The sequence below is a fragment of the Nonomuraea basaltis genome (genome assembly GCF_005893125.1).
Classification (GTDB): domain Bacteria; phylum Actinomycetota; class Actinomycetes; order Streptosporangiales; family Streptosporangiaceae; genus Nonomuraea; species Nonomuraea basaltis.
The window spans coordinates 1-19945 of the sequence record NZ_VCJS01000111.1; the positions used below are offsets into that span (position 1 = coordinate 1).

Genomic DNA, 19945 nt, shown 5'->3' on the forward strand with positions numbered 1-19945 from the left:
CCCGCCACCAGCACCAGCAGCCACCGCTTGGGCGCCCCCGACACCAGCAGCGCTCCGGCCACCATGGCCGCGAACACCAGCATCGTGCCCAGGTCCGGCTGCAGCGCGATCAGCCCGATCGGCACCGCGGCCAGCACCAGCGCCAGCAGCACCCCGCCGAACCCGGGCCGGCGCTGCCCGTCGCGCAGCTCGCCGAGCGGCACCGCGAACGCCAGGGCGAGCGCCACCTTGGCGAACTCGGACGGCTGGAACTGCACCCCGGGAGCCAGCACGATCCACGAGTGCGCCCCGTTCACCCGGACCCCGAGCGGGCTCAGCACGCCCGCCAGCGAGATCAGCGCCAGCACGTAGGCCAGCGGCACGTACGCCCGCAGGACCCGCAGGTCGCACCGGGACACGAACCACATCAGCACCAGCCCGAGCCCGACGCTCACCGCCTGCCGGACGAGCAGCGCGTAGTCGCCCTCCATCCGCGTGGCCGACCACACCAGCAGCAGGCCGACCACGGACAGGGCGAGCGCGAGCAGCGTCAGCGTCCAGTCGGGGGCGGCCAGCGTCGGCGCCCACACGATCCGCCGCTTCCCGGTGACCGCGATCATCGCCGCTCCTGTGTTGGATGGTCGCGCTCACTTGGCCCTCGCTGGTCACGCAAGCTACCGCTCTCGGGCCCGAACGTTCGCCGCTCCGTCAGTCCCAAGATGCCCTCCCAGATGTCGCGGGCCGCCGGCGCCGCGCCCTCGCCCCCGCGGCCGCCCTCCGACAGGACGACGACCACGGTGTAGGCCGGATCCGGCGCGAACGACGCGAACCACGAGGTGTCCCGCCGCCCGAACGACTCCGCCGTCCCCGTCTTCCCGGCCACCGCGATCTTGCCGAACGGGAACCCGTCGAACGCCTCCTCCGCCGTGCCCTTCCTCGGCACCTGGCTCAGCGCGGCCCTCATGAACCGCAGCGTCTCGGCCGAGGCGGGCAGCTTCCCGGCCACGGGCGGCGTGATGGTCCTGACCGTGGTGCCGTCAGGACGGACGATCTTCTGGCCGACGCGCGGGCTGTGCAGCGTCCCGCCGTTGGCGACGGCCGCGTACGCCCGGGCCAGCTGCAGCGGCGTGACCAGCACGCCGCCCTGCCCGATGGAGAAGTTGGCCGCGTCGCCGCCCCGCCACACGCCGCCGCCGCGGCAGTTCTCCTTCGCGATCGCGGTCAGGTACGCCGCCCGGCCCTGGTCGGCCAGCTCGGGGTAGCCCTTGACGGCCCGGCGGCAGCTCTCCTTGCGCGTCGCCTGCCAGTACGCCTTCTTCGACGCCGCGTCGGGCACCGCCCCGGCCGCCTCCCCCGGCAGGTCCACCCCGGTCGGCTTGCCGAAGCCGAACCTGCGGGCGGTCTCCTGCATGGCCTCGGACCCGCGCTCCCATAGCTGGTCGGCCAGCCGGTAGAAGATCGTGTCGCACGACTTCACCAGCGCCCCGTGCATGGTCATCAGGCCGAGGTCGGCGCTGGCGAAGTTCCTGAACACCCGGTTGCCCACCGTGTAGCCGCTCGGGCAGTCGTAGAGGGCGCCGAGCCCGTACCCGGCCTGCGCGGCGGCCGCCACCGAGGCGACCTTCCACGTCGAGCCGGGCGCCCACTCGCCCTGCACGGACTGCGACAGCAGCGGCAGCCGCTTGTACTCGCGGGCCGTCACACCGTCGGTCCACACGGCCGGGTCGTAGGCGGGCAGCCCGGCCAGCGCGACCACGCGGCCGGTCTTCGACTCCATCACCACGGCCGCGCCGGACGAGCCGCCGCTGCCCTCCAGCGCCCGGTCGAGCGCCTGCTCGGCGATCGTCTGGATGCGGGAGTCGATGCTGGTCACGAGCGTGTCGCCGGGGACGGGCGGGTCCTGGCGGAGCGTCCTGGTGACCTGGCCGGTGTTGTCCACGGCCACGTCCTTGCGCCCCGGCCGGCCGGCCAGCTCCCCGTCGTACACGCCTTCGAGGCCGTCGCGGCCCTTGGCGCCCTGGACGTACCCGAGCGTGTGCGCCGCCGCCGCGCCGAACGGGTAGACCCGCACCGGCCGCAGCTCCGTGCGGACGCCGGGGAAGTCCTGCTGGCGCTCGCTGATCTGCAGCGCCACCGGCACGGTGACGCCCTCGGCGACGGGGATCGGCTCGTACGGCGACCCCTGCCAGCACGGCTGCGGCACTTGCGGCCCGCACAGCCGGACCTTCTCCGCGATCTGCTTGTACGGCTGCCGCAGCACCTTACCCAGCCGTTCGAGAACCGCCCGCCCGCCGTCGGGCTGGTGGGCGAGCGCCACCGCGTCCACGGTGACCACCGGCCTGGTCCGGTTCGTCACCAGGGGACGCCCGGCCACGTCGACGATCTGCCCCCGGACGGGCGGCACCGGCACGGTCCTGATCCGCACGTCCGCCGCCGCCTGCACGTACTGCGCCCCGCTGACCACTTGCAGGAACCACAGCCGCCCCATCAGCGTGACCACCATCGCCGCGACGACCAGCCGCAGCACGAACAACCTGGCCCTAGACACGACGCATCGCCACCCGGGGCTCCGCGGCGGCGGGGGACCGTCGCCGGCGCAGCAGCACGGGGCTCACCAGCGCCCCGAGCGCCACCGTCCACGCCAGCGTCCACGGCGCCTCCGCGACCACCGACCTCCATGGCTCGTCGCCCAGCGCCACCGCCGCGCCCGCCTGCAGCACGACGCCCAGGGCGGCGCTCGCCGCGCCGACGAGCGGCGGACGGCCCTCCCGCCGGCGCCCCTCGGGCAGCGGCCTGCCCTGCTGCCACCGGCCGGCCAGCAGCCCGGTCACGGCCAGCACCAGCGCCGTACGCCCCATCGTGCCGTCGGCGGGCGGCGTCACGTCGGCGGCCAGCCCGCCGGCGAGCCCGGCCACGCATCCCCAGACCGGCCCTCTGGACATCGCCAGCCACACCACGGCCAGCGTCACCAGTTCGGGCCCGCCCCACGGCGACCTGCCGACCAGCAGCACCTGCAGCAGCGGCGCCGTGAGCAGCAACAGCACCAGTCCCATGGCTCACCTCCCAGGCGCGGGCACGATCACCGCGACCAGGTCGAGGGCCGACAGCCGGGCGGCGGGCCGCACCAGCGCCGTGCGCGTGGCCGCGCCCGGCACGCTCTCGATCGCCGCCACCGTGCCGATGGGCAGCCCCGCCACGTACGGCCGCCCGCCGGCCGAGCCGAGCGTCACCACCTGGTCGCCGACCTTGAGCGGCGCGTTCGGGTCGAACAGGCTCAGCCGCAGCCTGCTCTCGCCCGCCAGCCCGGTCACCACGCCCAGCTCGCCGGAGCCCGCCATGCGCGCGCCCACCGAGGAGCCGGGATCGGTGATCAGCGACACGGACGCGGTGGCCGGGCCCGCCCAGGTGACCTTGCCCACGAGCCCGTCGGCGTTGAGCACCGTCACGTCCCGCACGATGCCCGCCGCCGCGCCGGCGTCGATGGTGACCTTCTGGCCCTGCCCGAACCCGACCACGTGCGCGGCCACGCCCCGCAGCCGCGCCGCCGCCTGGCTCTTCGTCCCGGCCGCCCCCAGATCGGACCGCAGCCGGGCGTTCTCCTGCTCGATCGCCCGCAGCCGGGCGTTCTCCTGCTCCAGTGCCCGCAGCCGTGCCTCGCCGCCGACCGACCGGGTGACCGTGCCGATCGCGCTCTCGACGGTGCCGTACACGGTGGAGCCCGCCGCCCGCAGGGGTTCCAGCGGCATGAGCGTACGGTCCACCACGACGATCAGGACACCGGCGACGAGCACGAGCAGGACGAGCGTCCGCTTCACCGCCGGGACCAATCGGGCAGCAGGACGTCCCGCATCGCCTGGAAGCGCTCGACGCAGCGGCCCGCGCCCAGCGCCACCGAGTACAGCGGCTTGTCCACGACCCTGATCGGCATGCCGGTGGCCTGGCCCATCCGCTCGGCCAGGCCGCGCAGCAGCGCCCCGCCGCCGGTCAGCACGATGCCGTTGTCCAGCAGGTCGCCGGCCAGCTCGGCCGGGCACTGGTCGAGCGTCGTCTGCACGGAGTCGATGATGGTCTGCACCTGGTCCTCGATGGCCTCGCTGATCTCCTCCGACGTCACCATCGCCGTCTTCGGCAGGCCACTGACCAGGTCGCGGCCGCGCACCGGGGCGCTGGCGTCCGGAGCGATCGGCCCCGGCGCGGCGCTCGGCGGCGTGGCGTCCTGCTTGGGCCTGGACCGGAACGGGTTCCACCGGTGCGGCTGCGGCGGCTCGGGCTCCTCTTCCTCCACCACGATGGGCGGCATGGAGTCACCCCCGTTGGGGGCGCCGACCCGGTGTTTGCCCCGGGGAGTGATCTCGGCGCCCTGGGCGGGCGCGGGCCGCACCATGCCCAGCTCGATCTTCAGCCGCTCGGCCGTACGGTCGCCGAGCAGCAGCGCGTGCTCCTTCTTGGCGTACGTGATGATCGCCTCGTCCAGCTCGTCACCGCCCACCCGCAGCGACTTGGCGACGACGACGCCGCTCATGGAGACGATCGCGACCTCCGTGGTGCCGCCGCCGATGTCGACGACCATGTTGCCGGTGGCCTCGCCGACCTTCAGCCCGGCGCCGATCGCCGCGGCCATCGCCTCCTCGATGATGTGCACCCGCCGCGCGCCCGCCTCGTAGGCGGCCTCCTTGACGGCCCGCTGCTCGATGGAGGTGGTGCCGCTCGGCACCGCCACCACGATGCGGGGCTTGGCCAGGAACCTGCTGGGGTGCGCCCTCTGGATGAACATGCGTAACATGCGCTCCGCCGCGTCCAGATCCGCGATCACGCCGTCCTTGAGCGGCCTGATCGTGGCGATGTGCGGAGGAGTGCGGCCCACCATGCGCTTGGCCGCCTTGCCGACGGCCACGACGGTGTTCTTGTGAAGGTTGATCGCGATGACGGAGGGCTCGTTCAGCACGATGCCCTTCCTGCGGACGTAGACGAGTGTGTTGGCGGTGCCGAGGTCGACTGCTATGTCATGACCGAGAAGACCCAATGCGAATGCCATTGCCGCACAGCCTTTCGACCGGGAAGGGGCAGGGGGACACTGCCCGCTCTCGCGCTGCCCCCGGCGATCTCACCGCAAACGCAATATGTCTGTAGCGTCGCCGTCGCCGCAGGTCAGCGGGCCGTTCGCCAGCTCTGCTCCTCCACCAGTTCCGTGCTGCGCCAGCCGTCGGGGGTGCGCCGCATCCGGTGGTGGTACCACCCGCCGCCGTGCAGGAAGCCCTCGGTGCCGGCCGCGACCATCTCCCTGGTCGGGGCGAGGGTGTCGGTGAAGGGGGCGCTCACCCGCGCCTCGCCGTCCTGGAAGTCGATCGCGGGGGCGCCGATGAGGTGCAGGCGGCCCGGCCAGTGCGCCAGCACCTCGGCCAGCCAGGCCTTGACCTCGTCCCGGGTGCCTTTGATGCCGCCCGCGGAGCTGTAGTCGATCACCGCGTCCGCGCTGAACACCTCGTCGAGCAGCTCCCACCGGCCGGAGTCGATGGCGAGGGTGTAGCGGGCCAGCAGGCCGGCGATCTCGAGGCGGTCGGCGATTTCCTGAGCGTCCATGCTGTGATCGTCGCGCTGATCGGGCTCGATGACCAGGGTGCTCAAACCGGCCTGCGCAGCAGCCCGGCGAGCCGTTCGTGGGGGACCCGTACCGTGAACGGCGCGCAGCCGGTGCAGAAGTAGCCGCGGCCGAACGCGAACTCCACCGCGCCCGTCCCGAGGTTGACCAGCAGGCGGTCGTTGTCCACGGTCACGGTCCGCGGATCCTGGCCGGCCGGCATGAACGGCCGCAGCGCTTCGGCCAGCCGCCGCCGGCCCGCCGGGGTGAGCGCGGCAGGGGCGAAGATGTCGTACACGGTGAGCGACCGGCCCGCGGCAACGTCGTAGTTGAGCGCGCGCCGGTGCTCGCCCGCCATCAGGTAGCGGACGGAGATCACCTGGGCGTCGTTGCGCACCACGAGGTGTGTGCCCGTCACGGCGCCGGTGGCCACCGGGTTCGCGCGCAGGCCCCGCAACGCGTCCTCGACGCGCTCCCTGACCGGCGCGAACAGCGCCGCGTTCAGCCGCTGCACGTCCTCGCCCGCGGCCCGCGGGTAGGAGACGTCGATCGTCAGCCGCGGCCGCTGCTCCCTCCAGGCGGCCGAGCCGATCACGACCTGCTGCGGCGCCGGGGGTGGTTGCCGGACGGCCGGGGCCGCCGTCACCACGACGAGCAGCACGGCCGCGTACAGGAGCGGTTTCCGGCGGATCGGCACCGCCAGCCCCGCCGCCGCGAACGGCCCGGCGACGAAGCCCATCTGCAGCCCGGCCATCGGATCGAACGGCTCCCGCACCAGGGCCGCCAGCCCGCCGGCCACCACCGACAGCCCCCATACGGCCGGCCACGACGACAGCCGGCGCTCCTGCCCGTTCAGCCTGCCGAATCCCAGGTAGACCAGCCCGGCCAGCAGCACGACGTACAGGCCGCCGGCCAGGTTCTCCATCGGCGTCTGCCGGACGGACAGGGCGGGCACGGCGAGCAGACCCTCGCCGTCGCGGACCTGGTCGACCCCGAACCCGTGCAACGCGCCCGCCACCACGGCCGTCACCAGCGCGCCCCCGGCCACCCGGGCCGCGATCACGCCGCGCTCCCGCCTGCTCGGCAGGTGCGGCCGCACCTGCTCCTTCCAGGCCCGGTACCGCTCGCCCAGCTTCGCCCAGCTCTCCTCGCCCTCCAGCTCCACGATGCGCACGAACCTGGATAAGCCCACCTGCGAGTGCACGATGAACAGCAGCGCCGCGAAGGCCGGCACGACGACCGCCGTGAAGACCGCCGCCTCCCGCGCCGGCGAGATCCCCAGCAGCCGCTCACCGGTCACCGCGCGGGCGATCACACCGCCCGCGTTCCACGCCAGCGCCGCCGCGAGCGCGAGCGCGCCCACCAGCAGCAGGTAGTCGGACGCCGGGAAGAGCCGCACGAGCTGCCCGCGCACCGTGACGTAGACCAGGACCGCCGACAGCACCCCGAACGCCGCTGTCACCGCCCATAACCACACCACCGCGGTCCGCTCCAGCTCCGGATCGGGCGGGGCGAGGAAGGCGAGCGCCCGCAGCATCATGGGGGTCTGCTCGTCGTACGTCCGCCGCGTCAGCACGGGATACCTGGAGGTGGCGGCCACGCAGAAGTACGTCAGCGCGAGCGCCGCCCCCGCCACGAGCAGGCTCCACCGCCGATCGGACCGCACCGGATCCGGCGCCGCGGGCGGCCGCTCCTTGGCCGGGAGGACCAGCTGGAGCCCGGTGCCGGCCAGCGCGAGCAGCAGCGGAGGCAGCGCGATCTGCGCCGGCTCGGCGACCAGCGCCGCCCCGAGGTCGCGGACGTACTCGGCCGCCCAGGTCGCGCTCAGCGGATCGGCGAGCAGCAACTCCCGCATGCCGCGATCGATCGCGACGACGGCTGCGTACACGACGGGCGCCGAGCACAGCGCGATCCACGCCAGCACGAAGGTACGCCCCGGCCGCCCCTCCACCGGCAGCCGCCGCCGCAGCGCCCCCTCCAGATGGCTCGCCACGACGGCCGCCAGCACCACGGCCACCTGGTGGAAGTAGCCGAACGACAGCGGCAGCCAGGCCAGCAACGGCTCCCGCTCCCTGAGCAGCACGCTCCACAGCACCGCCCAGCCGATCACCAGGCAGGGCAGCACCCACCGGCGCGGCCGGAACGACCGCTTCCCGGGCTCCGGGGGAGCGGCGGGCAGCGTACGCGTCACGGCCAGCGCCACCAGGACGGCGACCAGGGCCGTCGCCATCCCCCACGAGGCGGCGTGCGGCCCGTATTCGAAGAACGCCGCCCCCCACGCCTGAGCCCACGCCAGCACGGCGACCACTCCGGCCGGTCCGCCTGCCAGCCCCCAGCAGACGACCAGCCCGACCGGCGACGCGCCGAACCCGGACCACCGGAAGACGACATACGCGCCGACCGTCAGCGTCACGGTGAATCCCACCAGGGTCGCCGCCGCCATCACCACCGGCCCTTGACCCAGGCCGGGAAAGACCAGCGCTCCTACGAGCGGCCGGCCGAGCAGAAACCCGCCCACGGGCGGCAGGGCGCAGAGGCCGGAGACGGCCAGCGCGGAGCCTGCGGCCACGAGCAGGAACGTACGTGTCGATTTCGCCACGCCCCGTCCTCTGCCCCCACCGGGTCACGTCCCTCACGGTAGTGACCATGAAGTGGCCGGCGGGTGAGCGATCTCACCTGTTGCCACCGGAAATCCCTGACCGGCGCGGGCGGCGGAGCAGCCGCGCCAGCCGGAACGCCGCAAGAACGCTCACCCCCAGGTGCCCCGAGACGAGGGCCACCTGGTAGACCCGCTGGCCCGCCGTGAGATCGGCCGCGTAGCCGCCGTCGAAGAACCCGGAGACGAAGGCCAGCACCCCGGCGACGACCAGCAGTGCCGCGGCCGGGACGGCGACACCGCGGTGGCGGCGGGTCGCCCCGGTGACCAGCACGATCTGCGCGATCATCATCGAAATCGGCGCGGACAGCCGCGCCTGCGGCCCGAGCGCGTCCAGGACCGTCGGGTTCAGCCCGGCGGACACCGATATGAACGCGCCGATGACGTCCATGGCGAGCAGCAGCCCGACCCCGGCGAACAGCGCCGTGCTGAGCGCCCGGCCGGCGGGAACGGCGGTGATGGGAATGGACATGCCTTCTCCTCTGTGGAAGCTCGATGTGTGACTCGAGCATGGAAGGCGGGCAGCCGGGCGTCATGATCCACCGGTCCCCGTCCGGGTGGGACTTCTCGTCCCGTGACGACGGGACACCTGGACGGCGCGACCGTCCGCACCGGCTACGCACAGGCCTTGACACCCCCTGCACGTCATACGGCGACAGGGTTGTCCCCGGGGGTGAGGCGGTAGGTGCGTCCCTCGACGCCCCACTCGCCGAAGGGCGGCCGGTCGCCGCGGTCGAGGGCGCGGATGGACGGGCGCCCGATGTGCGCCAAGATCAGCCGCCTCACGCCGCGTTCTCTGGCCGCCCGCGCCACCTCAAGGACGCAGGCGTGCCCGCCCACGCCGCCGGCGAAGCGGATCGGCCGGTCCCAGCCCGCGGCGTCGGCGAACATCAGGTCCGCTCCGGCTGCCCACTCGGGGAACTCCCAGAACTCCGGCGCCCAGACGGCCCGCGCCCCGGCCGTCTCGATCACGTAGCCGTAGGTGGGATGCGAGGTGTGGCGGACCGGCGACGGCCGGATCGCCACCCCGGCGGCCTCATAAGACGCCACCGCGGCGGTCAGGCCCAGGCCCGTGGCGGCTCGGCGAATCCGCGGCATCAGCTCGGCTCGCTCGTCGCAGACCAGCCACGCGTCCAGCGCGCCTTCACCCTCGTCTCCGTCCAGCAACACGCGCCGGCCGCGCCAGGCGGCCAGCAAACCCGCGGGACGGTAGCGGGGCGAGTTCATCGCTCCCACTCCCCAGAGGCGGAGCCGTACGGTCACGGACTCGTGCTGCCCATGGGCAGGGCCCCGCAACCCGTACGGGCCGCGGCTGCACGGCTGCGCCGAGCAGTTGCGCTCGCGCGACGACGTTCACCGCGTGTCGCTCTTCGACGCCCTCGCCATGCCACCGCTGGGACGCCTGCCGTACATCCGAGACCACCGGGAATCCATCCACCTGCGGCGCTTCGACGTGGTCGTGCTCATCGAGGCGGTGGACCTGGCCGGCCGTCTCGGTCTGCTGTGAGCGGTGCGGCGCTTGGGCTGCTCGCCGACAGATGGTGAGAGCTTGGATCCATGTGCCTCAAACGGGAGAGTGAGCCGACCGGACTCGCCCTGGTTCTCACGATCCTGGCCGGGTTGGTGGACGCGGCCGTCTTTCTGAAGATGGGCGGCGTGTTCGTGGCCAATCAGACGGGAAACTGCGTGCTGCTGGCCATTGGGCTCGCTGAGCATCTCCCGCCCGACGGCACAGACGAGGCCGCGTCCGGCGTCGTCGGCGTGACGGGGCCGTTGACCTCCCTGCCGGCGTTCGGTCTCGGCGCAGCGGCTGCGGGGTGGCTGGGGCGGGCCGGGGTCCTGGCCCGCATCTGGCCGCTGCTGGGGGCTGAGGCGCTCCTGCTGGCAGGGGTGGCGGCTCTGCCAGGTCCGGCCGCGGTGCGCGTGGGAATGGCGGCCGCCGCCATGGGAATCCAAAGTGTGCAGGCGGTGCGGCTCGGCCTTCCCGGGGTGATCACCACGGTGGTCACCGGCACGGTGGCTGCGCTGTTCGCCCGAACCGCCGAGCAACCCCGGCGACGGCACCGCGCGGCCATGCTCGGCATGGTCTGGCTGCTGTACGTCGTCGGCGCCATCATCGGCGCAGCAGGCGCACGCATCTGGTCGCTCAGCGTGGTCTGCTGGTGCGCCGTAGCGATCGTCGGCGCGGGAGCAGTCCTCACCCGGCAGCATGTCCTGCCGGACATCGAGGATGCCTAGGTGGCGACCTGCGGACGGCAGAGCTGAGGATGCTCATCGGCCGGCTTCTCGGCACAGTCAAAGGACGGTCGAACGACCAAGAGGCTGCCGCGCCTAGCCTCTCACCTGGTAAAGCCTGGTGGACGATACTGGGATTGAACCAGTGACCTCTTCCGTGTCAGGGAAGCGCTCTCCCGCTGAGCTAATCGTCCTTGTGAGGTGGCGACGGGATTTGAACCCGTGTGGACGGCTTTGCAGGCCGCTGCCTCGCCTCTCGGCCACGCCACCGAGCCGGAAGCTCCGAGCGGAAGACGGGATTCGAACCCGCGACCCTCACCTTGGCAAGGTGATGCTCTACCACTGAGCCACTTCCGCATCCGCCCCGCTCGCGCCGGGCGACGAGAGAACTGTAGCGAATCCTGGCCGAGTCCCCAAACCGGAATACGCCCGCGCAGGTCAGGTGTGGCCGCCGTTGACCGTGACGCGCTGCCCGGTGACGAACGCGCCGCCGTCCGAGGCGAGGAACGACACCGCCGCCGCCACGTCCGCGGGGGTGCCGATCCGGCGCAGCGGCACCTCCGCCAGGTAGCCGCTCTGGTCGAGATCAGCGTGCCGCTCCACGGGGATCCAGCCGGGGGCGACGACGTTGACCGTGATGCCGTACGGGCCCAGCTCCCTCGCCCACGCCTCGGTCAGCGCGTGCTGGGCGCCCTTGGCCGCGATGTACGCCGACATGCCGGGCAGATTGCGGTCGACGATGTCGGAGCCGATCTGGATGACGCGGCCGCCGCCCCGTTCCCTCATGCCGGGCAGGACCGCCTGAACCAGCAGGGTGGGGCTCTTGACGAAGAAGCGGAGCTGGTCGAGGTGCGCCTCCCAGGTGAGGTCCGCCAAGGGGATCGACGGCTGCGGGCCGGTCGCGTTCGCCACCAGCACGCCCACAGGGCCGAGCCGCTCGGTGACCTGGGCGATCAGGTGCACCACGTCGGTCTCGTCCGTGACGTCGGCGGGGAACGCCTCCGCGGTGCCGCCTGCGGCGCGGATGCCGTCCACCACCTGCTGGAGTCCGGCCGAGTCCGCGCGGGAGTTGACGGCGACGGCCAGGCCGTCGGTGGCCAGCCGGTGCGCGATCACGGCTCCGAGGCCGCGGGACGCGCCGGTGACGAGGGCGACTGAGGTCATGGAAGCCGACTCTAGCCACCGGGTCGGCGCAGCGCCCTCTAGGGGCTGCGCTGGAGGCCCGCCGGGTGCGGCACCGCCATCTCCAGGCGGTAGTCCTGACCGGAGATGGCGCGGTTGTCGTCGATGACCTGCTCCGACGGCGGCTTCTCGCCGCCCATGATCGCCTCCTGCATCCTCGTGAAGCGCTCGTGCGCCTCCCGCACGTACCCGGTGCCCAGGGTGGTGTGGTCGATCTGGGTGGCGAGCAGGTCGCGCAGGTAAGCCTTGTTCGGTTCGAACGTCACCGGCGGCGGCAGGGCCGGGGCCAGCACCTGGTCCGGGTCGCGGCCGTCGAACCGCTTGAACAGCTCGGCCGCGAGGCGGAGATGCTCCAGCTCCATCCCCAGATGCAGCTCCCAGATGCGCTTCACCCTGGGATCGGACTCGGTCTCCATGAAGGAGTAGTAGAGGTAGCACTCGTTGTACTCGTGGTTGAGCAGCCGTTCCCACCAGCTCTCGCCGGGGTCGACGAGCGACTCGTAGTGGGTGACGTGCTCCTCCTCGATCAGCCCGATCTCCTGGTAGAGCCGGCGCGCGATCGGCTCCATGTGCATGGGGCCGACGTTCATGTAGAAGTTCATCGTCTGCTGCTCGGCCGCCGTGATCGTGAGCGCGTGCAGGCGGGACAGCGGCTCCGTCACGCTCCTGCGGTACGGCTCGCGCACGTTGTCCATGCCGTCGCGGTGGTGCAGGTACGTCGGCCGGCCTGGCATGACCTCGGTGAGCTGGTCGACGATCTTCTCGGCCTTGCGGTGCTCGATCATCTCGTACAGGTTGGCGTAGCGGTAGAGGTGATCGAAGTCCTCCAGGACGCCGAACTCGTACGCCTTGCTCAGGTAGGGATCGGGCTCCATGCGGGCCACCCAGGCGGTCAGGTCCACGGCGACCTGCTCGTAGGCGATGGTGGTCTCCAGCACCGAGGCGGCCCCGGGCAGCAGCCAGTTGACCGCCTTCTGCTGCTGGGACTCGATGTAGCGGACCTGGGCCAGCTGCCGCTTGAGCTCGACGTCGGGGCAGTGCCGGGCGAACTGGTGGCTGAACAGGATCGCCTCCACCTCGATGCCGTTCATCGCGATGATCCGGCACCGGGTGTACGGGTCGGCATGATCGGGATCGATGGGCGTGACGTTCAGCTCGCGCCAGTCGCGCAGCTGATCGTCCAGCGGGATACCCCGCTCCTGCAACGGGTCGAAGGCCATGTCGCCGCCCGTACCCGGGGACCGGCCGGGCAACCTCCGCGTTGCCTCCTCGAACGGCCCGCGTTCGGTAAGAAAACGCGTGCCGTCCGCCGCCCCCGGGTAGGGCGCTGGAGTGGGTGAACACGATGTGATCGAGCTGCTGATGGCTCAGCACGGGCAGATCAGGGACCTGTTCGACGAGGTCGAGCAGGCGCCGCAGGACAAGGTGGAGGCCGCGTTCGGCCGGTTGACGCGGATGCTGTCCGTGCACGAGACCGCCGAGGAGGAGATCGTCCACCCGTACGCGCGCAGGAAGCTCGACAACGGGCAGGGCGTGGTCGCCGACCGGCTGCGCGAGGAGAACCACGCCAAGCGGCTCCTCCTCGACCTGCACAGGAACGGCGTGGACCATCCCCGGTTCTGGGAGCGCCTCGCCGAGCTGCGTACTGCCGTGACGGCGCACGCGCGCGGCGAGGAGCGGTACGAGTTCGCCAAACTGCGCGCGCACACCTCCACGGCCGAGCGGCGGGCGATGGCGGCGGCGGTGCGGGCGGCCGAGAGACTCGCGCCGACGCGCCCGCATCCCGGCACGGAGTCCGCCACCAAGAACGTGCTGCTGGGGACGCCCATCGCGGTCATGGACCGGGCCCGGGAGGTGATCCGCAAGGCTCTCGGAAAGGACTGAGGGCATCCTTCGACGACGGGCGAAATGTCGGCGTATTAGTGTCGGGAGCATGGAGTACATCGCTCGTGACGCCGACATCGCCCCCGTGGCCGCGCTCATCGCGGATCCGACCCGGGCGGCCATCCTGACGGCCCTGCTCGACGGCCGCGCGCTGGCGGCCGGCGAGCTGGCCAGGGTCGCGGGCGTGAGCGCCGCCACCGCGAGCGCGCACCTGGCCAGGCTGCTCGACGGCCGGCTGGTGGACGTCGTACGCCAGGGCCGCCACCGCTACTACCGGCTGGCCGGGCACGAGGTGGCCGAGGTGCTCGAGGTGCTGGCCAGGATCAGCGCCCGCCCGCCCGTGCGGTCCCTGCGCCAGTCCAGGCAGGCCAGGCTGCTGGAGGAGGCCCGCACCTGCTACGACCACCTGGCCGGGCGCGCCGGGGTGGGGCTGCTGGACCGGCTCAGGGAGGGCGGCTACTACGCGGCGCAGGACCTGACCGGCGAGGGGGAGCGGCTGCTGGCGGGGCTCGGCGTGGACGTCGCGGGCGCGCGGCGGTCGAGGCGGCGGTTCGCGCCCGAATGCCTGGACTGGACCGAGCGCCGGTCCCACCTCGGCGGGGCGCTGGGGGCGGCGGTCACCGAGGCGCTGTTCGAGCGGGGATGGTATCGGCGGGGGAACGTTCCGAGGGCGGTGATCCTCACCGAGGAGGGCAGGGAGGGGCTGTCGGCGATGTTCCCGAGTAAGGAGCTAACATCGCATACGCCGGTTACCTAGCAAGCGAGAGTGACGCATCATGCGCGACAACGGAGTCGTGAACGTCGGCCCTGGGCCGCTGACCCCCGAACACGTGATCGAGGTGGCCCGGCACGGGGCCGCAGTCCAGCTCACCGACGACGCGGTGGCCGCCATGTCGGCCGCCCGCCAGCGGGTGGACGAGCTGGCCGAGAGCCCGACGCCCTCGTACGGCGTCTCGACGGGGTTCGGAGCGCTCGCCACCCGGCACATCGATCCCGCGCTGCGCACCCAGCTCCAGCGCTCGCTCGTCCGCTCCCACGCGGCGGGCAGCGGGCCCGAGGTGGAGACCGAGGTCGTGCGCGCGCTCATGCTGCTGCGCCTGCGCACGCTGGCCTCCGGCCACACCGGCGTCCGGCCGAACACCGCCAAGACCCTGGCCGCGCTGATCAGCGCGGGGATCACGCCGATCGTGCACGAATACGGCAGCCTCGGCTGCTCGGGCGACCTGGCGCCGCTCGCGCACGTCGCCCTCACGCTCATGGGCGAGGGCGTCGTACGCGACAAGGAAGGCAAGATCCAGCCGGCGGCCGAGGCGCTCAAGCAGGCCGGCATCGAGCCCGTCGAGCTGGCCGCCAAGGAGGGCCTGGCGCTCATCAACGGCACGGACGGCATGCTCGGCATGCTGATCCTCGCCATCCACGACCTCACCACGCTCGTCAGGACCGCCGACGTGAGCGCCGCGATGAGCGTGGAGGCGCTGCTGGGCACCGACGCGGTGTTCGCCCCCGAGTTGCAGGCGCTGCGGCCGCACCCGGGGCAGGCGCGCTCCGCCGCCAACATGATCAGGATCCTCAGCGACTCCGGCATCATGGCCAGCCACCGCGACCCGGAGGCGTGCACCCGCGTCCAGGACGCCTACTCCCTGCGCTGCGCCCCGCAGGTCGCCGGCGCCGTCCGCGACACGATCGCGCACGCCGCCACCGTGGCCGGCTGGGAGCTGGCGAGCGCCGTCGACAACCCCGCCGTGCTCGCCGACGGCCGCGTCGAGTCCAACGGCAACTTCCACGGCGCGCCCATCGGGTACGTCCTGGACTTCCTCGCCGTCGTGGCCGCCGACCTGGCCTCGATGTCCGAACGCCGTACCGACCGGTTCCTGGACGTGGCCCGCAACCACGGCCTGCCCGCGTTCCTGGCCCACGACCCCGGCGTGGACTCCGGGCACATGATCGCCCAGTACACCCAGGCCGCGATCGTCTCCGAGCTGAAGCGCCTCGCCACGCCGGCGAGCGTGGACTCCATCCCCAGCTCGGCCATGCAGGAGGACCACGTCTCCATGGGCTGGTCGGCCGCGCGCAAGCTGCGCAGGTCGATCGACGGGCTGACCCGGGTGCTGGCCATCGAGGTCCTCACCGCCGCCCGCGCGATCGACCTGCGGGCCCCGCTGGAGCCCGCGCCCGCCACGGCCGCCGTGGTCAGGGCGCTGCGGGAGACCGTGCCCGCCCCCGGCCCCGACCGGTTCCTGGCGCCGGAGATCGACTCCGCCGTCCGCCTGGTCGCCGACGGCGGCGTGGTGGCGGCCGCGGAGTCCGTCACCGGCTCCCTGGCCTGAGCGCCACGATCAGGTCCACCTCGAGCAGCAGGCCCGGCATGAACAGCTTCGACACCTCCACGGTGGTGCTGGCCGGGGGCGTGCCGGTGATGTACTTGCGGCGCACCGCGCCGTACTCCGCGCGCGCCTCCATGTCCGTCACATACGTCCTGATGAACGCGATGTCGTCGAACGTGGCCCCCTGATCGGCCAGGATGTGCCCGATGACCTGGAAGACGTGCTCGGCCTGGGCGGCCATGGAGCCCTCGCCGACGATGTTCCCGTGCTCGTCGAAGGCGGCCTGGCCGGAGACGTAGAGCATGTCGCCGACGCGGACGGCGTGTGAGTACATGCCGTTCGTGGCCGGGATAGCCGGCACGTTGACCGGCACCGCCCGGGAACCGGGCCGGCCCCCGGCATGATCCACGATCGCCGTCAGATCCTGCTCGCCCAGCCCGGCCTCCCGCGCCTCCCGCAGCCGGGCCCTGGCGGCCGTGGCCAGCGACGCGCCCTCCCACGCCCCCAGCTCCAGGTCCTTGGCCGCGTGGGCCAGGGAGTAGCGGGTCTGCGCGGCGGGCACGCGCAGCCGCTCCGCCAGCGCGCCCAGCGGAGTGCCCGACAGCACGTCGATCAGCGCGCCGCGGTCCACGCCGTGCGCCTCGCCGTAGGCGAACGTCTCCGCCAGCAGCACCTGCGCCGGCACCAGCGCGCTCATGACGGCGATCTTCATGGCCGCGCCCGCCCCCAGCGGCCCGAGCTCCCGCACGGACCCGAACACCGGCAGCACCTCGCGGCAGCCCGCCAGATCACCACCGGCCAGCACGGTCAGCGTGCCGTCCGTGGCGGGGCCCACGCTGCCCAGCACCGGCGCGTCCACGAGCCCGACCGACGGCGGCAGCAGCGCCCGCAGCTCACGCACCGCCTCGGGGCCGATCGTGGACATCTCGACCACCGTCGCGCCGGGCCGCAGCCCCGGCAGCGCCGCCGCCAGCACCTCGCGCACCGCGGCGGGGTCGCTGAGCATCGTGATGACCAGGTCCGCGCCGTCCACCGCTTCGGCGGCCGAGACGCCGGTCCCGCGGCGCCACGTCGTCACCTTGTGCCCGGCGTCCACGAGCCGCCGCGCCATGGGGGCGCCCATGCGCCCCTGTCCGAGAAAAGCAATCATGCGCAACAGTCAACCCGGATGCGAGGTATTCCACCACCGACTAGATTGCATATCAGCCATGCCTGACGTGAATGCCTTTGACACCGCCGCCCTGCGGCTCTTCGACGAGGTGGCCCGGAGCGGGTCCTTCACCGCCGCCGCCGAGCTGCTCGGATACACCCAGTCGGCGGTCTCCCGCCGCGTCGCCGCGCTGGAGCGCGCCACCGGAGGGCCGCTCTTCGAGCGCCTCGCCCGAGGGGTACGCCTGACGCCCGCCGGTGCCGCCCTGCACCGCCACGCCGTCGCGGTCCTGGACCGGCTCGAACGCGCCGGAGACGAGCTGGCCGCCATCCACGGCGGCCGCGGCGGGACGCTGCGCGTGGGCGCGTTCGCCACCGCCAACGTGGACCTGGTGCCCGGCACGCTCAAGCGGTTCGCCGAGCGGCGCCCCGGCGTCGAGCTGCGCCTGGTCGAGGGGCTCACCCCGCGGCTGATGGACCGGCTGCGCGCGGGAGCGCTGGACGTGGCCGTGATCAGCGACTACCCGGCCGGGCTGCCCGCCGACGGGGCGCGTGCCGTGCCGCTGCTCGAGGACCGCCTGTACGTCGCGCTGCCCGCCGGCCACCGGCTGGCCGGCGACGAGGACGTGGACCTGCGCGACCTGGCCGGCGAGACGTGGATCGAGGCGGCCCCGCGCGGGCAGCCCACGCTGCTGGTCACCGCGTGCGCCGCCGCCGGGTTCACGCCGCGCAGCGGGCTGCGGGTGGCCGAATGGACGGGCAAGTTCGGATTCGTCGCGGCCGGGCTGGGGGTGACGCTGGTGCCGGAGCTGGCGGCGCGGGCCGTACCGCGGGATCTGGTGCTGCGCCCGCTGCGCGGAATGGCGCCCGCGCGCAAGGTGTACGCGGCTCTGCCCGAAGAGCCACTGCCCGCCGCGCTGGAGCTGGTCGGATTGCTGGGAGAATGGGAGATGTGTACGACGGTTTCGCCCATTTAGGTCATCTCCACGCCACCGGACTGCGGGACGTGACCTCCGACCTGGCCGCGCTCGACGGCCGGGGCTGGTGGGCCGTCGTCGTGGACTACGAGGGCAAGGTCACGTGCGCCCGGTTCGACCGGGTGCGGCAGGCGCCCCTGCCCAGACCGGCCGCCCCCTGGCACGGGCCGCACCCCGGCCAGTGGCACAGCTCGCTCGACCGGGCGGCCTACGAGCGCGGAGTGCGCGCCATCCGCGACTACATCGAGCAGGGCGAGGTCTACCAGGCGAATCTTTGCCGGATTTTGACCGCGCCCGTCCCGCGCGACGCCGACCCCCTCGCGCTGGCCGCCAGGATCGCCGCCGGGAATCCGGCGCCCTACTCCGGCGTGATCCGGGTGCCCGGGCTCAGCGTGGTTTCCGCGTCGCCGGAGCTCTACCTGTCGCGCGACGGCGACGTCGTGGAGTCCAGGCCGATCAAGGGCACCGGCGTGACCGCCGGCGACCTGCTCGACAAGGACTACGCCGAGAACGTCATGATCGTCGACCTGGTCCGCAACGACCTGGGCCGGGTCGCGGCCGTCGGCTCCGTCGAGGTGCCGTCGCTGTGCGCGGTCGAGGCGCATCCCGGGCTCGTCCATCTCGTCTCCACCGTGCGCGCCCGGCTGGCGCCGGGGATGGGCTGGCCCGAGCTGTTCGCGGCGACGTTCCCGCCCGGATCCGTCACGGGCGCGCCCAAATCGTCGGCACTGCGCATCATCAATGAGCTCGAACCAGCACCCCGCGGGCCGTACTGTGGGGCTGTGGGCTGGGTCGACGCCGACCGGAAGAGGGCGGCACTGGCCGTGGGCATCAGAACATTCTGGATCTCCGCGGCGGACCACGGCAAAGATGAGATCCGGTTCGGCACGGGAGCGGGCATCACGTGGGGCAGCGACCCCGCACGCGAATGGCTCGAGACCGAGCTCAAAGCAGCCAGGCTCATCGCACTGGCATCCACAGGAGGAAACTGAATGAACATCCCTGTCTGGGTCAACGGGGAGCTGATCGACCCCGCGCGGGCCACCGTCTCCGTGTTCGACCATGGGCTGATGGTCGGCGACGGCGTGTTCGAGACGATCAAGATCGTGAACGGGAAGTCGTTCGCGCTCACCAGGCATCTCGACCGGCTCAAGCTCTCCGCCCAGCGCATGGACCTGCCCGAGCCCGACCTCGAGGCCATCGCCGACGGCATCGCGAAGTGCCTTGAGGCCGCGCCTGCCTGGGAGCTGGGCCGCATTCGGGTCACCTACACCAGCGGCCCGGGCCCGCTCGGCTCCGACCGCGGCGACCAGGGCACCACCTCGGTCGTCATCGTGGACGACCAGAAGCCGTTCCCCGCCACCGCCAACGTCGCCGTCGTCCCCTGGCCGCGCAACGAGCGCGGCGCCCTGTCCGGCGTCAAGAGCACCTCGTACGGCGACAACGCCAAGGCCCTGCTGCACGCCAAGAAGCGCGGCGGCGGCGAGGCGATCTTCGGCAACCTCGCCGGCGACCTCTGCGAGGGCACCGGCTCCAACATCTTCATCGTCCGCGACGGGCGTCTGCTCACCCCCACCCTGGAGTCCGGCTGCCTGGCCGGCGTCACCAGGGCGCTGGTGCTCGAATGGTACGGCGGCGAAGAGACCGACGTGCCGCTGGCGGCCCTGTACGAGGCCGAGGAGGCATTCCTCACCTCCACCACCCGCGACATCCAGCCGATCAGGCTGGTGGACGACACCGAGCTGCCGATCGCCCCCGGCCCGATCACCACCAAGGCCATGCGCGTCTTCGCCGAGCGCTCCGCCGCCGATCTGGACCCGTGACCCGCTCCCGTGTCCGGCGGCCCCGCCCTGTCCAGGGCGGGGCCGTCTCGTGTCTCAGGCCCCACCCGGGTTCAGCCGATCGAGGTGTCACGGCCCCCGGTCGGCCTCGTGCGACGGCTCAACGGCGCCGCCATCGCGCGGCGGCGCCGTCGGCACCG

The 19945-nt window shown here is 72.8% G+C and carries 20 protein-coding genes and 3 tRNA genes; 8 read left to right on the top strand and 15 right to left on the bottom strand.

Annotation, left to right across the window (positions count from 1 at the left end; translation table 11 throughout):
* From EJK15_RS39150 to EJK15_RS39190, 9 genes are all read right to left on the bottom strand, one after another.
* On the bottom strand, positions 1-599 hold a 599-nt coding region (locus EJK15_RS39150; RefSeq protein ID WP_171074783.1), incomplete at its 3' end, for an FtsW/RodA/SpoVE family cell cycle protein.
* The gene (gene mrdA, locus EJK15_RS39155) at positions 596-2527 is read right to left on the bottom strand and encodes a penicillin-binding protein 2 (RefSeq protein WP_138715531.1); all 1932 of its coding nucleotides are present in this window, start codon (positions 2525-2527) and stop codon (positions 596-598) included. The genes EJK15_RS39150 and mrdA, both read right to left, overlap by 4 nt.
* Positions 2520-3032 carry a rod shape-determining protein MreD gene (locus EJK15_RS39160; protein WP_138715532.1) on the bottom strand — a complete coding sequence of 171 codons (513 nt, stop codon included), beginning with the start codon at positions 3030-3032 and terminating at the stop codon, positions 2520-2522. Before EJK15_RS39160 ends, mrdA begins: the two co-directional genes overlap by 8 nt.
* Positions 3033-3035: 3 nt before the next feature.
* Positions 3036-3794 carry a rod shape-determining protein MreC gene (gene mreC, locus EJK15_RS39165; RefSeq protein WP_138715533.1) on the bottom strand — a complete coding sequence of 253 codons (759 nt, stop codon included), beginning with the start codon at positions 3792-3794 and terminating at the stop codon, positions 3036-3038.
* On the bottom strand, positions 3791-5014 hold the full coding sequence (gene mreB / locus EJK15_RS39170; RefSeq protein ID WP_138715534.1) for a rod shape-determining protein: 1224 nt from the start codon (positions 5012-5014) through the stop codon (positions 3791-3793). Before mreB ends, mreC begins: the two co-directional genes overlap by 4 nt.
* A gap of 113 nt (positions 5015-5127) precedes the next feature.
* A complete protein-coding gene (locus EJK15_RS39175) occupies positions 5128-5559 on the bottom strand; it encodes a nuclear transport factor 2 family protein (protein ID WP_138715535.1) in 432 nt (143 codons plus the stop codon).
* 41 nt (positions 5560-5600) lie between these two features.
* A complete protein-coding gene (locus tag EJK15_RS39180; protein WP_138715536.1) occupies positions 5601-8156 on the bottom strand; it encodes a hypothetical protein in 2556 nt (851 codons plus the stop codon).
* Between the two features lie 73 nt (positions 8157-8229).
* Positions 8230-8685 carry a hypothetical protein gene (locus EJK15_RS39185; protein ID WP_138715537.1) on the bottom strand — a complete coding sequence of 152 codons (456 nt, stop codon included), beginning with the start codon at positions 8683-8685 and terminating at the stop codon, positions 8230-8232.
* A gap of 173 nt (positions 8686-8858) precedes the next feature.
* Positions 8859-9476: an MBL fold metallo-hydrolase gene (locus tag EJK15_RS39190; protein ID WP_206061378.1), complete on the bottom strand. Its 618-nt coding sequence runs from the start codon at positions 9474-9476 to the stop codon at positions 8859-8861.
* A gap of 97 nt (positions 9477-9573) precedes the next feature.
* Here EJK15_RS39190 and EJK15_RS71210 point away from each other — a divergent pair, with 97 nt between their 5' ends.
* Both EJK15_RS71210 and EJK15_RS39195 read left to right on the top strand, forming a co-directional pair.
* Positions 9574-9720, top strand: a complete 147-nt coding sequence (locus EJK15_RS71210) for a hypothetical protein (RefSeq protein WP_171074784.1) — start codon at positions 9574-9576, stop codon at positions 9718-9720.
* A 50-nt stretch (positions 9721-9770) separates the two neighbouring features.
* Complete coding sequence (locus EJK15_RS39195) at positions 9771-10451, top strand: DUF1275 family protein (RefSeq protein ID WP_138715538.1); 681 nt, start codon at positions 9771-9773, stop codon at positions 10449-10451.
* Between the two features lie 116 nt (positions 10452-10567).
* Here EJK15_RS39195 and EJK15_RS39200 read toward each other — a convergent pair.
* The 5 genes from EJK15_RS39200 to EJK15_RS39220 all read right to left on the bottom strand — a co-directional run bounded on the left by EJK15_RS39200 (position 10568) and on the right by EJK15_RS39220 (position 12850).
* Positions 10568-10642 (bottom strand) — tRNA-Val (locus EJK15_RS39200).
* A 5-nt stretch (positions 10643-10647) separates the two neighbouring features.
* Positions 10648-10718 (bottom strand) — tRNA-Cys (locus EJK15_RS39205).
* Positions 10719-10733: 15 nt separating this feature from the next.
* Positions 10734-10805: transfer RNA gene (locus EJK15_RS39210), tRNA-Gly, on the bottom strand.
* Between the two features lie 81 nt (positions 10806-10886).
* Entirely contained in the window at positions 10887-11612 is a 726-nt protein-coding gene (locus EJK15_RS39215) for an SDR family NAD(P)-dependent oxidoreductase (protein ID WP_138715539.1), read from the bottom strand.
* 38 nt (positions 11613-11650) lie between these two features.
* Positions 11651-12850 (bottom strand): hypothetical protein, encoded by a 1200-nt coding sequence (locus EJK15_RS39220; protein ID WP_138715562.1) that lies wholly within the window; start codon positions 12848-12850, stop codon positions 11651-11653.
* Positions 12851-12962: 112 nt separating this feature from the next.
* On the opposite strand from EJK15_RS39220, the gene EJK15_RS39225 reads away from it, so the two are divergent.
* The 3 genes from EJK15_RS39225 to hutH are packed head-to-tail and all read left to right on the top strand — an operon-like array spanning position 12963 to position 15841.
* Positions 12963-13514 carry a hemerythrin domain-containing protein gene (locus EJK15_RS39225; protein WP_240777494.1) on the top strand — a complete coding sequence of 184 codons (552 nt, stop codon included), beginning with the start codon at positions 12963-12965 and terminating at the stop codon, positions 13512-13514.
* Between the two features lie 49 nt (positions 13515-13563).
* Positions 13564-14271, top strand: coding sequence for an ArsR/SmtB family transcription factor (locus EJK15_RS39230; protein ID WP_138715540.1), 708 nt, complete (start codon positions 13564-13566; stop codon positions 14269-14271).
* A gap of 19 nt (positions 14272-14290) precedes the next feature.
* Positions 14291-15841 (top strand): histidine ammonia-lyase, encoded by a 1551-nt coding sequence (hutH, locus tag EJK15_RS39235; protein ID WP_138715541.1) that lies wholly within the window; start codon positions 14291-14293, stop codon positions 15839-15841.
* On the opposite strand, the gene EJK15_RS39240 is transcribed toward hutH, so the two are convergent.
* Positions 15822-16988, bottom strand: a complete 1167-nt coding sequence (locus EJK15_RS39240; protein WP_138715542.1) for a Rid family hydrolase — start codon at positions 16986-16988, stop codon at positions 15822-15824. The two genes, hutH and EJK15_RS39240, sit on opposite strands and share 20 nt — an antisense overlap.
* Positions 16989-17046: 58 nt before the next feature.
* Here EJK15_RS39240 and EJK15_RS39245 point away from each other — a divergent pair, with 58 nt between their 5' ends.
* From EJK15_RS39245 to EJK15_RS39255, 3 genes are read left to right on the top strand one after another with little or no spacing between them, the layout of a single operon-like run.
* Positions 17047-17964: a LysR family transcriptional regulator gene (locus EJK15_RS39245; protein ID WP_171074785.1), complete on the top strand. Its 918-nt coding sequence runs from the start codon at positions 17047-17049 to the stop codon at positions 17962-17964.
* A 29-nt stretch (positions 17965-17993) separates the two neighbouring features.
* Positions 17994-18956, top strand: a complete 963-nt coding sequence (locus EJK15_RS39250; protein ID WP_240777495.1) for a chorismate-binding protein — start codon at positions 17994-17996, stop codon at positions 18954-18956.
* Complete coding sequence (locus EJK15_RS39255; RefSeq protein ID WP_171074786.1) at positions 18957-19787, top strand: aminotransferase class IV; 831 nt, start codon at positions 18957-18959, stop codon at positions 19785-19787.
* The last annotated feature ends 158 nt before the right edge of the window (positions 19788-19945 follow it).